This window comes from Streptomyces sp. NPDC059201 (genome assembly GCF_042754585.1).
Lineage (GTDB): Bacteria > Actinomycetota > Actinomycetes > Streptomycetales > Streptomycetaceae > Streptomyces.
Genome location: NZ_JBHZBB010000014.1, coordinates 120,287 through 135,292 on the forward strand (window position 1 = coordinate 120,287; position 15,006 = coordinate 135,292).

Below are 15,006 nucleotides of genomic sequence, written 5' to 3' on the forward strand. Positions count from 1 at the left end.
TCGATCCCGGGGAGAGAACTACCCAACTGGCCTGCGAGCGAAGCCCTGTTCAGCCGTCTTCAGCCACGGGGCCTTATGCGGCCGAACTTCGCGGCCATGACGGGACCGAGCTGCTCGACGATGCCGTGCCCCGGCTCGTGCGGGGACGGCAGGTCGCCGAGGAAGGAGGTGACGATCACCTCGTCGACGGCGATGTCGCCCCGGCTGCTCCGCTCCTCCAGGAAGTCGAGGGTGCGGCGCCAGTCGGGCTCCCCCTCCACGGCGAGGAAGGAGCGGACGGTGCCCTGGACGACGTCCCAGAAGAAGACGTGCGGCAGGACCCCGCCCTGCCGGAAGACATGGCTCTCGTAGGCGCCCTGGAAGCCGGGCACGTGGACGAGGAGGTCATGGACGAGCTGCACGCTGGGCGTGGCGCTCGTGGGACCCGTGGGACTCGTGGGTAGAGGAGTGATGACGTGAGGACTGGTGTGCTGCATCGGCGACCCTGCCCCGGAGCGGTGTGGTGTTTCGGTCCAGAATGCTCCTCCCCCGAGGTTCCGTCCTGACACTTTTGCACTTTCCTGGGGACAACTTTCGGGGTGTTTTCCACAGGGGGTGCGAAGTGTCGCCCTTCCGTGGATCGTTGCGCACATGTACGAGTTGGCGATCCTCGCCCGGGGCGGGGTCCTCCTCACCGTCTGGGCCCTCGCGGCAGGCTGGCCGCCGAGCCGCCTCGCGGCGCGCCTGCGGCGGGACGGCTGGCAGCGGATCTGCCGGGGCGCGTGGGCGGTGCCGGGGAAGGAGACGGACTGGCGGGTCCGGGAGACCGCGCTCCAGCTGCTGCGCCCGCAGCGCGTCTGCCGCCACGGCACGGCGGCGCGGCTGCACCGCATCGAGGTCCTGGCGAGCGTGCGGACGGCGGAGGTCTCGCGGGCCTCGCTCCCGCCGGAGGACGTCTGCCTGCGCCGGGGCCTGCGGGTGACGACGGCCGCGCGGACGGTCGCGGACCTGATACGGGCCTCCGGGAGCAGGGAGGAGGCGGTGGTGACGGCGGACTCGGCGCTGTCCCGCCGCGTGGTGGGAGGGGTACGAAGGGACCCGCCGGTCCGGTACGAGGAACTGGTCGCGCAGCTGTCCCTCCGGCGCCCCGGCGCACCGCGCGCCCGCGCCTGGCTCCGGCTGGCCGACCCGGCAGCGGGCTCCCCGGCGGAGACGGTGGCCCGTCTACGCATGGCGGACGCGGCCCTGTCCCCCGAATGCCAGCCCCTCCTGCGAACCCCCGACGGCCGCCCCCTCCACCCCGACTTCCTCTTCCGGGAGGCGGGCCTGGCGGTAGAGGTCGAGGGCTACGCGTTCCACGGCACCCGCCGCGCCCACGAACGAGACATCGCCCGCTTCAACGCCCTCCAGTCCTGCCCCGAGATCCGCCGCGTACTCCGCTTCACCGCCCAAGAGGTCTTCACCCACCCGCACCGCATGACGACAACGATCCACACGGCCCTCACGGAGCTCGCGCGAGACGCCAATAACCGGGTTTTGCTTGGGTTTTGAGACCCCTGGGACGGGGCTTTACTCCGCTAGAGTGAAGCACCGGTTTCCTGGGAAAGGGGAAAGCGACATGTCACGCCACAGCCCGGTAGAGGTGCAGATCCACACCGGGTCTTTATGGGTCGGCGGTGACGCGTACCCCCTGCGGAACATCTCGCACGTGGGACAGCGCCGGCTGGTGCCCGTGAAGAAGAAGATCACCAAGGATCTCATCGTCGGCATCGCCCGTATCTGGCTCGTCGGCGTCGTCGGCACGCTGATCGCCGGCAGCCTCCGGAACAACCTGCTCTACGTGGCCGTCCTCGTCGTCCTGGGCCTGATGATCTGGCGCCTCGTCGTCAAGGTGCGCCAGCCGGACCTCCCGGTCCTCTACGGCCTGATCGTGAACACGGCCGGCACCCAGCGGGACACCGTGTGGAGCACCGAGAAGAGCGAGATCGACCACCTGGTCCTGGAGATCACCAAGGCGATCGGCAAGCCCGACGACGCGCAGAAGGTCTTCTACGTCCAGCACGCCGTGCACCACGGCGACATCATCCAGCAGTACGGCGCCAACAGCATCGGACAGGCCACCCACTTCGGCCACGGCAACATCCAGGCAGGTTGACGATGAGCAGCGATCAGATCCACCAGTACGGCGCGGGAAGCATCGGCAAGGCGAGCCACACCGGCTCCGGCGACATCGTCGCCGGCGGCAAGACCGTCGGCGCCGCCACCCCGACCACCGCGCTCGACGACCTCCTCGCGGCCATCGAGGGCCTGCGGACGCATCTCGACGAGAACCGCCGCACGGAGCTCGACGAGGCGGCGGCGGACCTCCGCCCCGACGCGACCCGCGCGGAGCTGGAGGGCCCCCTCACCCGTATCGCCGGCATCGCGGCCCTCGTCGGCGCGGTGGGCGGCCCTGTCGTGGCCGCCGTCCAGGCCCTCCTGGCCGCCCTCGCCGGCTGAACTCCCCTGCTCGGGGCCTCCGTCCGCCCTCGCGGTAACCGGACGGAGGTTCCAGGCGACGCGCGGTAAAGTCCGTGGGCCTGCGCGCGACCGCCGTCCCTGAGGAGCAAGGAGCACCGGTGTCCACGGCACCCACGCCACCGAACAACCCGCCCCACTCGTACCCGAGTTCACCGGCGACCCCGCCGCCGCCCCCGCAACCGCCGCGGCGGCGCGGGTGGTTCGGGAACCTGAGCGAGGGCGGGAAGGTCACCGTCGTCGGAGCCGTGATCGTCGGCGTCTGCACCCTGGCGGCCGCTGTCGTCCCTCCCCTGCTGTCCTCCGACGACGGCAGGACCCGGGACGAAGCGAAGCCGCCGACGTCATCGCCGTCGTCGTCGACACAGAGCGAGACGCCCACTCCACCTCCCACCACGGAGCCGACGCCGGATCCGACGACCCCGCCGACCGACGGCACGGCGCCCGTCTCGGCGCCGCCGGCGGGCCGGACGTACACCGCCTTCTACCAGGACCAGGCGATGGCGCTGGGCCTGCCGCCCGGGGACGACCTCGGCTCGATCGACTTCGACGTGCCGGCCACCCGCCGCTTCACGGAGGAGGAGTGGACGGTCGAGAAGGAGAAGGCCGACCAGACCGGCGTCCCCGTCCTGGCCGACCTGACCTACCAGAGCACCGAGGCGGGCTTCCTCTCCCTCCGCAACGGCCGCAACGCCGCCCAGCTCCAGCCCACCGACCCCTCGAAGGAAGCCGCGGACTGCGCGCGGTCGGCGCAGGTCGGCGGCTTCACCGAGGCGGAGATGGACGACTGGACGCTGCCCGCAGGGACGGTCCTGTGCGTCCTCACGGACCAGGGCAACGTCGCCCGCGTCACCATCACCGGCTTCATCGGCGGCAAGAAGGACGGCCTCACCGACCCGCCGACCCAGATCTCCCTCCGCGTCACCCTCTGGAAGCCGAAGGACTGACGGCCGGTCGAGGTTCCGGAAGGGTCCGGGCGCCGGGGTCAGGGGGCGGCGGCGGGGGGTGCGGTGCGGGGGAAGGAGATCTCCACGCGGCGGTTCTTCTTGCGGCCCTCCTCGGTGCGGTTGTCGGCGATCGGGTAGTCCTCGCTGTAGCCGCGGATCTCGTACGAGGTCCCCGGGTCCAGCTCGCGCGCGAGCACCTGCTGGACGGCGACGGCGCGCTCCTTGGAGAGCTTGAGCCCGTGCTCGTACGTCCCGAGGTTGTCGGTGAAGCCGAAGACCCGCACCTTGCCGGACCCCTGCGTCCGGACCTCGCCGGCGATGGCGCGGATCCTGGCGGTGGCGGCGGGGCTGAGCTTGGCGCTGTTCTTCGCGAACAGCACCTCCGCCTGGAGCGCGAACGTCACGTCGACGTTCGTGTCCTCGCGCCGCTGCTCGCCGCCCTCCTCCTCGACGATCTGCTTGATGTCCAGCACCTTGGCGGGCGCGAGGGTGGCGCCGTCGGGGAGCATCAGGCCGGGTGAGTTGGAGTCGATGGCGGGGGGAGGGGAGGAACTGGTGCTGCCCGGCGGGTCGTCGGCGTAAGCCACCCCCGAAACCCCCGGCCACCCCACAGCCACCACCACCACGAGCGCGACCAGCCTGCGTCGTCGTCCTGTCATCGTCATGGCGCCGCCTCAGGAAAGCTTGAGCGTGGCAGGTTCGAACGTGGGCAGTTGAAACGAGACCTCGCTGGTGGAGGCGGGGGGTGCGGGGAACTGCATGAAGACATCGATGGACTTCCCTGCCGCGATGATGCTCAAGCCCGATGTCGCCAGGGGGCGGCCGTCCGTGTCACGCAGAACGTAGTAGCGCTTCTTGGCCAAGCCGTCTACGAGGGTGGCACCGCCGAGCGACGTACCGTGCTTCAGCACCTCTGTCTCGTTGCCGCGCACGGCGTCGGGGACCGCGCGTCCCTTCTCCGCTGTGTTCTTCAGGATTCCCTTCACCGTCAGGAATCCACCCGCGTCGCGCTCGGCCGATCCGATGGCCAGCTCGAAACCATCCTGCCCCTTTGCGACGACGAGCGGTTCCACCGGTTCCTCGGCGGTCTGTTCCGCCTGCGCAGGGGTGGACTGCTGAGAGGGCTGGGTCGTCGCACTCGGCTTCTGGGATGCCGAAGGCTCGGCATCGGCTCCGCAGCCAGCAACGGTCAACGAAGCTGACACCGCCAGGGCGATGAACCCCCCTCTCACATACGAGACGTTCATGAAGTCCGCTTCCTTTACTCGTGGTCGCCGGTCAGTCGAACATGGAAGAGATCACCCGCGCTGGGAAGGAGGGGATCCTCCGGATCAATGGCCAGGGCCTCGCCGTCGCAAACGAGCCCAAGGATCGGCTCGGGCTCGGGCTCAGCGGAAGGCGTTGCGGTCGGCTCCTCCGTGGGCTCCTCCGTTGGCTCCTCCGTGGGCTCCGGGGCGTCGAACGAGCACTGGGGTTCGATCACCGCCGTCGCGGTGGCTACGGCCTGCTGGGCCTCCGTGTCGGGGACGATCGACTCGCCGACCGTGCCCTTGCTGCGCACAGCCACGCTGAAGCGGAGAGTCGCCGCCAGGCAGTCATCGACCACGGCATCGTTGCTGGCAGCGAGGTCAGCCGCGCGCTGGCAAGCCAGCCCGTTGTCGACGTTCGCACCGCCGTCGACGAAGAGTGGCCACTGAGAGGAATCCCCGATCACACCGAGCCACCCCTCCCGTAGCTGATCTCGGGCTTCCTGGGCAGCCCCCAAGGCGGCCGCGTCGGCAGCTGTCTGCGCCCCGTTACGCAGGACGGCAGCCTGGCCTACCGCAAAGTACGCGAAAGCGAGAAAGAGCAGCCCGGCAATCACCGCGATGTAGGTGGGGAATGCCTGACCAGAATCGCGCCAGCCACGCCTCATCGCTAACCGGTCAGGTCCGCAATCTTGTTCTTGATCGCCGTCAAGATCGTGGTACCGATATCCGTGCCCGTAATGGCCACAACGATCGCCACCACCACCACAATGATCCCCAGATACTCCACCGCCGTCTGCCCCCGGTCGCCCCGGGACGTCAGGATGAGTCTGGTCCTGGTCAGGGCTTTCAGCAGCGCGTCGTTCATCGTGGTCCCCTCCGCGGTCTGACGCTTGCGCAGTCGCACGGTACGCCCGTGGTCCCTGTGGTGCACAGGGTCCCTGGGCTGGTTCGTCAGATCGGGTCATGGGCGGGACCTTGTACTCCGGCAGGGTATGGCCTGGGGTGGGGGGCTCGTGGGGAGTTGGGGGAAGTTTCATCGGGGCGGCGCCTCATTCGCCCGAGAGGGAGCCCAGATCCGTGCCCGTGCCCAGGAACAGGCCCGCGCCCAGCAGGATCATCGTGGCCGGGACCATCAGCGTGGTGATGACCATCGTCGCCTTCGGCACCGCCTTCGCCGCCTTCCGCCGCGCGTTCTGCGCGTCCGTCCGCCGCATGTCCTCCGCGATCTGGATCAGCGTGTCCACGATCGGCGCCCCCAGCTCCTCCCCCTGCTGAAGCGCCGTCACGAACTGCGCCACCTGCTCCGAGTCGTTGCGCCGCCGCAGCTCGTCGAACGCCTGGCGGCGCGTGACGCCCATGTCCATCTGCCGCAGCGTGATGCGGAGTTCGTCGGACCAGGGCCCCTCGTACTTCTCCGCCACCCGCTCCAGCGCCTGCCGGAAGCCGAGACCCGCCGAGACGACGACGGCGAGGACGTCGAGGAAGTCGGGGAGGGTGCGTTCGATCTGGTCCTTGCGGATCCGGACCGCCGACCAGATGCCGACCTCCGTCCAGAACGCGCCGAAGGCGAACAGGAGCGCCGCCGTGACGTACGACCCCTTCGTCAGCATCAGCAGCCCGCCCAGGCCCCCGAGGAAGCCGTAGACGGCCCGCCGCGCCCCGTACCGGTCGATCGTGAGCCCCCCGGGGTTCCCCGCCAGGTCGATCCGGCGCCGCACCGACCCGACCCGCTTCGGGCCCATCCAGCGCAGCACCGCAGGCGACCAGCGCATGCCGAGGCGGTCCACCGCCGAGTCCACCGCGCCGGTGCGGGTCGCGCCCACCTCCAGGGCGAGGCGGAGGTCGTCGGGGAGGCGCGCGTCGGCGCGGTACAGCCGGAGGCCGTACGCGAAGCCGGCGACGGAGAGGCCCGCGAGGAGGGCGATGGCGAGTTCCAGCATGCGTACCGGCCCCTACACGTCGATCTTCGAGATGCGGCGGATGACCGCGAAGCCCAGCACGTACAGCGCGCACGCCGCGATCACCGCGCCCTGCCCGAGCGGCGAGCCCGTCATCCGGTCCAGCGCGCCCGGCTGCATGTTGTCGATCAGCAGGAGCGAGCCGAAGCCGATGACCGGCACCGCGTACGCCGTCATGCTCACCTGGGAGAGCTGGGTGCGGACCTCGCGCCGGGTCTCCTTGCGCTGCTCCAGCGTCTCCGTGAGGTTGCGGAGCGAGGAGACGACCGTACCGCCGGCGCGGTTGGCGAGCACCAAGGTCGTGACCAGGACGACCAGTTCGCGGGAGGGCAGCCGCTCGGCCAGCTCCGCGAGCGCGTCGTCCAGCGGCGTGCCGACCGCCAACTGCTGCGCCACCTTCTCCAGTTCGTCGCCCGCCGGCGACTCCATCTCGTCGGCCGCGAGGCTGATCGCCATCCGGAGGGCGAGACCAGCCTGCGTCGCGTTGGCCAGGATGCGGGAGAGTTCCGGGAGTTGGTTGATGAACTTCTCGATGCGCTTCTGCCGCTGCCAGCCGAGGTAGCCGAGCGCCACCCATATCCCCATCAGCCCGCAGATCGGCCCGAAGAACGGGGAGAGGGCCGCCTGGCCGATGATCCACAGGACGGCCACGGACGCCGCCAGGGCGACCGTGAACTCCCCCGGGGTCACGTCGAGCCCGGTCGCGGAGATCCGGCGCTCCAGGTTCCGGCCGAGCGCCGTGGCCCGGACGCGCCGGTCCAGGCCCGGGAAGCGGCGCCTGCGGCGGCCGGTCGCCTCGGGAGCGGCCGTGTCGTCGAGGCGGGCGACGAGCGCGGCGTGGCGCCGCGCCCCGTTCGCGTACACCTGGACGCCGGTGACGCCGAGGACGCAGGCGAGCAGCGCCACGCCGGTCGTCAGCCAGAAGGGGTCGGTCATCAGGCGCTCCTACGTCGCTTCTCGGGTGGCGAGCTCGGTGTCGGCGGCGGCGATGCCGAAGACCGGCGGTATGGGCTGGCCCGCCATGTAGAGGCGTTCGGCGACGCGGCGCGGGAGCGGGTGGTGGACGTACCGGCCGTGGACCCGCCCGTCGGCGGAGAGCGGCTCGGCCTGGAAGTGGCAGATGGTGGCGAGGAGGAAGCGCTCGCGCCCGTGCGAGGCGAGGATCGCGATCTCGGTGACGCGGCGCGTGCCGTCGGGGTGCCGGGTGAGCTGGACGAGGACGTCGACGGCGCTGTTGATCTGGTCGCGCAGCGCCTCGAAGGGGACCTTGACCTCGGACATGGAGGCGAGGGTCTGGAGGCGCATCAGCGCGTCCTCGGCCGAGTTGGCGTGGACGGTGGCGAGGGAGCCGTCGTGGCCGGTGGACATCGCCTGGAGCATGTCGAGGGTCTCGCCGCCGCGGACCTCGCCGACGATGATCCGGTCGGGGCGCATCCGGAGGGAGTTGCGGACGAGGTCGCGGATGGTGACCTGGCCGCGGCCCTCGATGTTCGGCGGGCGCGCTTCGAGGCGGATGACGTGGGACTGCTGGAGCTGGAGCTCGGCGGAGTCCTCGATGGTGATGATCCGCTCGCCGTCGGGGACGAGGCCGGAGAGGGCGTTGAGGAGGGTCGTCTTGCCGGTGCCGGTGGCGCCGGAGACGATGATGTTGAACTTCGCCTGGACCAGTCCGGAGAGGAGCAGCAGCATCTGCTCGTCGAGCGAGCCGAGGCCGATCATCTCGTGGAGGGTGTAGGCGCGGGGGAAGCGGCGGATGGTGAGCGTGGCGCCGGTGAGGGAGAGCGGCGGGATGATCACGTTGACGCGCTCGCCGGAGGGCAGCCGGGCGTCGACCATCGGATTCGACTCGTCCACGCGGCGGTTGACGGTGGAGACGATCCGCTCGATGGTCTGCATCAGCTGGTCGTGGGAGGCGAAGCGGAGCGGGAGGAGTTCCACCCGGCCGCCGCGCTCGATGTAGATCTGGTCGGGGCCGTTGACCATGATCTCGGTGATGGAGGCGTCCTCCAGGAGCGGTTCGAGGACGCCGAGGCCGAGGGCCTCGTCGACGACGCGGCGGATCAGCCGGCCGCGTTCGGCGGTGGAGAGGACGGGCCCCTCGCGGCTGATGATGTGCCCGAGGACGCGTTCGAGTCGGGCCCGGCGCTCGGCCGCCGCCAGCGCGGACATCTCGGTGAGGTCGATCTCCTCCAGGAGCTTGGCGCGGAAGGACGCGACGAGATGGCCGTCCTCCCGGCCCCCGCCGGGCCCGAGGGCGCGCGGGTCGTCGCCGGAGTGGTGGATGCGGGCGCGCAGACTCATGGCAGGTCGTCCTCCTCCGGGGCCTGGGGCAGGGGCATGGTGGCGGTCTTCTGGACCGGGGCGAAGTCCCAGAAGGGGACGACCTCGGGGATGCGGACGACGGCGGTGACCGTCACCTGCCCGTCCCCCTCGATGGGCAGGCCGGGGGTCAGATCCAGCCAGCCGCTCACGGCGGCCCGCTGGGCCGTCAGCGCGTCCGGGGTCTCCTCGTCATCGCTGGACGCGGCCCGCGCCCCCGCCCGCGCCGCCGTCCCCGCCTGCTGCGCCGCGTACGCCGCCAGCCCGAGCTGGAGCCCGGCGAGCCCGACGATCAGCAGGATGGGCAGGAAGCCGAGGTATTCGAGAGCGACCTGGCCGCGGTCGCCCCGGCCGGGACGGGATGATGCGGTACGGCTCCGAGGGGCATCGCCCGGCAGGCCCGTACCGCGGTCGCCCCGGCCGGGACGGGAGGATGCGGTACGGCTCCGAGGGGCGTCGCCCGGCAGGCCCGTACCGCCCGTCCGCGCACCGCCCCTCCCCGCCCTGGTCTCCCTCGCGTCCCTCACGGCGCCACCGGCCTCTCGTGGACGGCGCCCGCCGTCGCGGTCGCGTCCGCGAAGCCGGCCGTGCCGGGGAAGAGGACCGGGATCTCGACCGTGGCGACGGCCGTGACCATCCCGTCCGCGGGCCCGCCGCACACGGCCGTGCCCGTCCACGCCCCGTCGAAGTGCCGTTCGCCGGCCGCCGTGCCGTCGCCGTCGACCGCGCAGGCCCGTACCGCCTCGTCCGCCGCGTTGGCGGCGAGGGTGTACGCGTATCCGACGAGGACGACCTGCCAGAGCAGGGCGAGGGTGAGCAGGATGAGCGGGACCATGCCGGCGAACTCCAGGGCCACCTGGCCCTGGTCGCCCCTCCCCCGAAGCCGGCGCATCGGTCAGCGTCCCCCGCGGCGCCGCAGGCCCAGCGAGCCCCGGTCGCCGGCGCGGGCGAGCTGCTTGCCGGGGGCGGGGGCGCCGGCCGGGGGGCCGGTGAGGCCGAGTTCGCCGGCGAGGGCCCACAGGGCCTGCTTGACGGTGGAGCGGGCGTCGAGTTCGTGGAGGCGGCCGGCGTCGACGACGGCCTGGAGCTCCTTGTAGGCGGCGGGGACGGTGACGCCGGCGATCCGGGTGCCGGTGATCTTCTGGACCAGCGGCGGCTGGATCTCGGTGGCGCGGGAGTGCCGGTTGACGACGGTCACGGTGGTCTCGGCCTTGCGGACCTGGAGCCGTTCCCACATGCGTACGGTCCGCTTGGCGGCGCGGACGGCGATGACGTCGGGGGTGGTGACGAGGAGGGCGGTGTCGGCCATCTCGACGGCGGCGGCGTTGGCGCTGTCGAGGCGGGAGCCGCAGTCGACGACGACGACGTCGTGGCGGCCGCGCAGGGCGCTGACGATCTGGCGGGCGGCGCGGTCGGTGACCTCCTCGCCGCGTTCGCCCTCGGCGGGGGCGAGGAGGAGGGAGAGGCCGGTCTCGTGGACGTACACGGCGTCCTGGAGGACGCGGGGCGAGATGTCGGCGATGGAGGCGAGGTCGGCGGCGGAGCGGCGGAACTGGACGTCGAGGTAGGAGGCGAGGTCCCCGCTCTGGAGGTCGAGGTCGAGGAGGGCGACGGTGCGGCCGGCGGCGCGGGCGGCGAGGGCGAGCTGGACGGCGGTGAGGGTGGTGCCGACGCCGCCCTTGGCGCCGCTGACGGTGACGACGGTGCCGCCGGGTCCCGCGTGGAGTTCGGCGGCGCCGCCGCCGAGGTGGCGGCGGAAGCCGGCGGACCACTGGGCGGCGGCCTGGACGCGGCCGGCCAGCTCCTCGTAGCCGAGCGGGAGGGAGACGAGGCCGCGGGCGCCGGAGTCCATGGCGGCGGAGAGCAGGCCGGGTCCGGAGTCGGCGGTGATGAGGACGACGCCGACGGCGGGGAAGCGGAGGGCGACCTCGCGGACGAGGTCGAGCGCGGGGACGGGGCCGATCCGCTCGTGGACGAGGACGACCTCGGGCAGCGCGTCGAGCGACTCGGCGGCGAGCCGGGCGAGGGTGTCGACGAGCTGGGTGGAGTCGGGGACGGGCGGGGCGGGCTCGGTGTCGGGAAGCTGTCCGAGGAGGGTGACGACGGCCCGGGCCGCGTCGGGGTCCCCGACGGCCGGCAGGATCCTGGTGGGCATGGCCGGGCCTCACTTGTCCTTGTCGAGCGTGTACGAGCGGTCGCCGGGGGCGGGCGGGGCGGGCGCGCCGTCGGCGGAGGGGGCGACGAGGGCGAGGCGTACGTGCTCCGCGAAGGACTCGGCGTAGGCGACGCGCTGGGTGTCGACGGGCGAGAGCGCGAAGGTGATGGGCACGGCTTCGGCGGTGGTGCGGGAGCCGGACTTCGCCTTGGAGAAGGGGGTGAGGACGCCGACGTCGATGACGCGGGCGGAGGAGACGAGGAGGCGGGACTGGCTCGGTTCGTCCTTCTTCTCGCCGGCGAAGGTGGCGTAGATGTTGACGGTGGCGCCCGCGGTGATCTTTCCGGCGACGCCGGTGGCCGCGTCGATCATGATGGCGATCTCCTGCTCGCCCGGCTTGAGCGCGGGGCGGGCGACGATCATGTCGCTCTGGAGCAGGGAGCCCTTCTTGAGCCGGGTGACGGCGATCTTGCCGTTGATCTGGGCGAGGTCGGTGACGGCGGTCTCGGGGAGCCAGCGCTCGGGCATCGAGATCTTCTCGAACTGCTTTGCCGTCAGCGGCTGGTAGGGCTCGACGTTCCCCGTGACCCGGTACGCCGTGGTCTCCGGCCCCACCTTGGAGTTCACGTCGCTGATGACCGCGAGGACGCCGGCGAAGGCGCCGAGCGCGCAGAGGACGGAGAGCAGCAGCAGGATGACGCCGCGGCGCTGGCGGGAGTTCATCGGGTTTCCTCGTTCATCGGGTCGCCGTTCATCGGGTCACCGGCCCGCCTGGGCCGGGGCGGTGGGGCCGGCCAGGGGGGCCGCGCAGAAGCCGCAGCGGTCGCCGATGAGGTCCATGCCGCACCAGTGGCAGGTCTCGCGGCGTACGGATGCGACGAGTTGGTGGAGGACGGGCAGGTCGGGGAGGTAGGCGGCGAACTCGGTGAGCTTGGGCGTGCCCCACCAGGCGGGCGAGGAGGCGGGCAGCGCGGTCTCCTCGACGGGGCCGCCGACGGCCCAGCGGGGGGCGAGGGTGGCGGTCGGCCACTCGGTGGCGAGCTGGCCGCGCGCGATCAGCAGGCGGGTGGTGAACTCGGGCCCCTCGAAGCCGGATTCGTCGGCTCCGACGCGCACGATCCGAGGGGTGGGCCCGGCGAGGACGGCGAACTGCGCGCCAGGCAACCACCCCTTGAGGTGCGACCCGAGGGTGACGGGCACACGGTCGAGGCGCGAGACGGACCCGAGGACGGCGCCCGCGTAGATGTAGTGGGCGAGGAGCCGCGCGGCGGAGGCGAGGACGCCGGGGCTGATGTCACAGGCGGACAACTGGCGCAACTGCCGGACGAGGACGGCGGCACCGAGCGGCGGCAGATCGGTCCTGACCAGCGCGATCCGGTCGCTCTCCAGCAGCCCCCGAACGGTGTGGAGCCGGTGCGCGACGGCGGCCGGCGCGGAGGAAGGACAGACGACGAGCACATACCCGAACCGGTCGACGAGCCGCCGCATCTCGGTCACGGAGTCGTCGAGGCTACGCGCCCCGGGGTCGGCCAGCACAGCGGCGTTGGGCGTAGCGGGATCACCAGGCGGCAGCACAAGGTCCCCCCCGGTGACCACGACCGCTGTCGACACGCCGGACCCCCCGTCTTCCCGTGCTCCCCCTTCCCCATGGGTCGCACGTCACGCCTGCTCTGCACCTTATCCACGCGGACCGTGGTGATGAACCCGCAATCCGTCAACTCCCGCCCCCCAGTTCCTCGGCCGGACGTACGAGTTCCACTTGCCGGAGGTCTTGACAACACAATTGGTCTGGACCAACTTGGTGCGACGACGGCGGTGGCCACCTCCTGATCCCCATCTCTGCCCCATCCCTGACCGCAGTTCCCCCGTACGACGACGTACGGCACCTCCAGCTCCCGACTCCCCCACCGGAGGATGCACGTGGACCGCACCACCACCCGCCCGGTCGCCGGCCGCACCGCCGCGCGCCGCTGGATCGGCGGAGCGCTCGCGCTCGCCGTCGGATCCGGCCTGGCCCTGGTCGGCGGCGCCGGCACCGCCCTGGCCGCCGACGTCAACAACGCCCGGAACGCGGGCTTCGAGAACGGCCTCGCCAACTGGTCGTGCTCGGCCGGCACCGGCACCGCCGTCGCCACCCCGGCCCGCACCGGCGCCGGCGCGCTCAAGGCCCTCCCCGCCGGTCTCGACAACGCCAAGTGCGTGCAGACCGTGGCCGTGAAGCCCAACTCCACCTACACGCTGAGCGCCTGGGTCCAGGGCGGCTACGCCTACCTCGGCGCGAGCGGCACCGGCACCGGGACCGGCACGGTCTCCACCTGGACGCCGGACTCCCCGTCCTGGAAGCAGCTGACCACCACCTTCACCACCGGCGCCGCGACCTCCTCGGTCCAGATCTACACCCACGGGTGGTACGGCACGGCCGCCTACTTCGTGGACGACGTGAGCGTCTTCGGCCCCGACGGGGGCGGCGGCCAGGACCCCGACCCGGTCGTCCCCGCCACCCCGGCCGGGCTCGCCGCCGGCACGCCCACCACCAGCGCGGTCCCGCTGAGCTGGGGCGCGGTCTCCGGCGCGACGGGCTACAAGGTGTACCGGGACGGGGCCCTCGCCGCGACCGTGAGCGGCACCTCCACCACGGTCACCGGCCTCGCCGCCGACACCGCGTACTCCTTCCAGGTCGCGGCGACCAACTCGGCGGGCGAGTCCGCCAAGTCGACGGCCGTGAGCGCCCGTACGGCCAAGAGCGGCGGTGGCGGCGGCGACAACCCGGCCGTCCCGAAGCACGCGGTCACCGGCTACTGGCAGAACTTCGACAACGGCGCGACCAAGCAGAAGCTGCGCGACGTGCAGGCCGCGTACGACATCATCGCCGTCTCCTTCGCGGACTCGACGGCCACGCCCGGCCAGATCGTCTTCAACCTCGACCCGGCCGTCGGCTACACCTCGGTCGCCGACTTCAAGGCCGACATCGCGGCCAAGAAGGCGGCCGGCAAGTCGGTGATCATCTCGGTCGGCGGCGAGAAGGGCAACGTCACGATCAACAGTGACGCCAGCGCCACCGCCTTCGCGAACAGCGCCTACGCGCTCTTCCAGGAGTACGGCTTCAACGGGATCGACATCGACCTCGAGCACGGCATCAACTCCACGTACCTGACCAAGGCGCTGCGCCAGCTGTCCGCCCTGGCGGGCCCGCAGATGGTCCTGACGATGGCCCCGCAGACCATCGACATGCAGAACACGGGCACCGAGTACTTCAAGACCGCGCTCGCCGTGAAGGACATCCTCACGGTCATCAACACCCAGTACTACAACAGCGGTTCGATGCTCGGCTGCGACGGCAAGGTCTACAGCCAGGGCTCGGTGGACTTCCTCACCGCGCTCGCCTGCATCCAGATCCAGGGCGGTCTCGACCCGTCCCAGGTCGGTCTGGGCGTCCCCGCCTCCACCCGCGGCGCGGGCAGCGGCTACGTCGCCCCGTCGGTCGTCAACAACGCGATCGACTGCCTCACCAAGCTGACGGGCTGCGGCACCTTCAAGCCCGCCCAGGCGTGGCCGACCCTCCGGGGCGCGATGACCTGGTCCACCAACTGGGACGCGACGGCCGGCAACGCCTGGTCGAACGCGGTCGGCCCGCACGTCCACGGCCTGCCGTAACCCGCGGTGACCCCGACCCCGTATCGCTCACGGCCCCTGCCGTAACCCTTACGGACCCTTCCCCCGAGGCGCCGCCGGACTTCCGGCGGCGCCTTGCCGCGTCCAGGACCCGCGTCGCCTAGCGTGGGCCGATCATGGCCGAACCCCCTCTCTTGACCCGTCCATGACATGGCCCCACCATGTGCCCCGGACACCCGCACCTGTTGTCGCACTCCCCCACACTCCCC

18 protein-coding genes are annotated in these 15,006 nt (G+C 71.8%); 5 read left to right on the top strand and 13 right to left on the bottom strand.

Annotated elements, in window-relative coordinates; all coding sequences use genetic code 11:
• Positions 1–59: 59 nt before the first annotated feature.
• Entirely contained in the window at positions 60–401 is a 342-nt protein-coding gene (locus ACFXMG_RS34240) for a hypothetical protein (RefSeq protein ID WP_383824170.1), read from the bottom strand.
• A 229-nt stretch (positions 402–630) separates the two neighbouring features.
• Here ACFXMG_RS34240 and ACFXMG_RS34245 point away from each other — a divergent pair, with 229 nt between their 5' ends.
• The 4 genes from ACFXMG_RS34245 to ACFXMG_RS34260 all read left to right on the top strand — a co-directional run bounded on the left by ACFXMG_RS34245 (position 631) and on the right by ACFXMG_RS34260 (position 3,443).
• Positions 631–1,530 carry a hypothetical protein gene (locus ACFXMG_RS34245; protein WP_383824173.1) on the top strand — a complete coding sequence of 300 codons (900 nt, stop codon included), beginning with the start codon at positions 631–633 and terminating at the stop codon, positions 1,528–1,530.
• Positions 1,531–1,597: 67 nt separating this feature from the next.
• The gene (locus ACFXMG_RS34250) at positions 1,598–2,134 is read left to right on the top strand and encodes a DUF6232 family protein (RefSeq protein WP_383824176.1); all 537 of its coding nucleotides are present in this window, start codon (positions 1,598–1,600) and stop codon (positions 2,132–2,134) included.
• Positions 2,135–2,136: 2 nt separating this feature from the next.
• The gene (locus ACFXMG_RS34255; RefSeq protein ID WP_383824179.1) at positions 2,137–2,478 is read left to right on the top strand and encodes a hypothetical protein; all 342 of its coding nucleotides are present in this window, start codon (positions 2,137–2,139) and stop codon (positions 2,476–2,478) included.
• 119 nt (positions 2,479–2,597) lie between these two features.
• On the top strand, positions 2,598–3,443 hold the full coding sequence (locus ACFXMG_RS34260) for a hypothetical protein (RefSeq protein WP_383824182.1): 846 nt from the start codon (positions 2,598–2,600) through the stop codon (positions 3,441–3,443).
• 38 nt (positions 3,444–3,481) lie between these two features.
• On the opposite strand, the gene ACFXMG_RS34265 is transcribed toward ACFXMG_RS34260, so the two are convergent.
• From ACFXMG_RS34265 to ACFXMG_RS34320, 12 genes are all read right to left on the bottom strand, one after another.
• On the bottom strand, positions 3,482–4,102 hold the full coding sequence (locus tag ACFXMG_RS34265; protein ID WP_383824185.1) for an OmpA family protein: 621 nt from the start codon (positions 4,100–4,102) through the stop codon (positions 3,482–3,484).
• Positions 4,103–4,117: 15 nt separating this feature from the next.
• Positions 4,118–4,690, bottom strand: coding sequence for a hypothetical protein (locus ACFXMG_RS34270; RefSeq protein WP_383824188.1), 573 nt, complete (start codon positions 4,688–4,690; stop codon positions 4,118–4,120).
• Between the two features lie 14 nt (positions 4,691–4,704).
• A complete protein-coding gene (locus tag ACFXMG_RS34275) occupies positions 4,705–5,358 on the bottom strand; it encodes a pilus assembly protein TadG-related protein (protein WP_383824190.1) in 654 nt (217 codons plus the stop codon).
• 2 nt (positions 5,359–5,360) lie between these two features.
• The gene (locus tag ACFXMG_RS34280; protein ID WP_383824193.1) at positions 5,361–5,558 is read right to left on the bottom strand and encodes a Flp family type IVb pilin; all 198 of its coding nucleotides are present in this window, start codon (positions 5,556–5,558) and stop codon (positions 5,361–5,363) included.
• 184 nt (positions 5,559–5,742) lie between these two features.
• Positions 5,743–6,630 (bottom strand): DUF5936 domain-containing protein, encoded by an 888-nt coding sequence (locus tag ACFXMG_RS34285; RefSeq protein WP_383824274.1) that lies wholly within the window; start codon positions 6,628–6,630, stop codon positions 5,743–5,745.
• A 15-nt stretch (positions 6,631–6,645) separates the two neighbouring features.
• Positions 6,646–7,587: a type II secretion system F family protein gene (locus ACFXMG_RS34290; protein ID WP_383824196.1), complete on the bottom strand. Its 942-nt coding sequence runs from the start codon at positions 7,585–7,587 to the stop codon at positions 6,646–6,648.
• Between the two features lie 9 nt (positions 7,588–7,596).
• Positions 7,597–8,952, bottom strand: a complete 1,356-nt coding sequence (locus ACFXMG_RS34295; protein WP_383824199.1) for a CpaF family protein — start codon at positions 8,950–8,952, stop codon at positions 7,597–7,599.
• A complete protein-coding gene (locus tag ACFXMG_RS34300; RefSeq protein WP_383824202.1) occupies positions 8,949–9,497 on the bottom strand; it encodes a TadE/TadG family type IV pilus assembly protein in 549 nt (182 codons plus the stop codon). The genes ACFXMG_RS34295 and ACFXMG_RS34300 overlap by 4 nt, the downstream gene beginning before the upstream one ends.
• Positions 9,494–9,862, bottom strand: a complete 369-nt coding sequence (locus tag ACFXMG_RS34305) for a TadE/TadG family type IV pilus assembly protein (RefSeq protein WP_383824205.1) — start codon at positions 9,860–9,862, stop codon at positions 9,494–9,496. Before ACFXMG_RS34305 ends, ACFXMG_RS34300 begins: the two co-directional genes overlap by 4 nt.
• Positions 9,863–9,865: 3 nt before the next feature.
• The gene (locus ACFXMG_RS34310) at positions 9,866–11,125 is read right to left on the bottom strand and encodes a CpaE family protein (RefSeq protein WP_384338831.1); all 1,260 of its coding nucleotides are present in this window, start codon (positions 11,123–11,125) and stop codon (positions 9,866–9,868) included.
• 9 nt (positions 11,126–11,134) lie between these two features.
• Positions 11,135–11,848: a Flp pilus assembly protein CpaB gene (gene cpaB / locus ACFXMG_RS34315; RefSeq protein ID WP_384119906.1), complete on the bottom strand. Its 714-nt coding sequence runs from the start codon at positions 11,846–11,848 to the stop codon at positions 11,135–11,137.
• Between the two features lie 36 nt (positions 11,849–11,884).
• Positions 11,885–12,613: a hypothetical protein gene (locus tag ACFXMG_RS34320; protein WP_383824277.1), complete on the bottom strand. Its 729-nt coding sequence runs from the start codon at positions 12,611–12,613 to the stop codon at positions 11,885–11,887.
• 426 nt (positions 12,614–13,039) lie between these two features.
• Here ACFXMG_RS34320 and ACFXMG_RS34325 point away from each other — a divergent pair, with 426 nt between their 5' ends.
• Positions 13,040–14,779: a chitinase gene (locus ACFXMG_RS34325; protein WP_383824210.1), complete on the top strand. Its 1,740-nt coding sequence runs from the start codon at positions 13,040–13,042 to the stop codon at positions 14,777–14,779.
• The last annotated feature ends 227 nt before the right edge of the window (positions 14,780–15,006 follow it).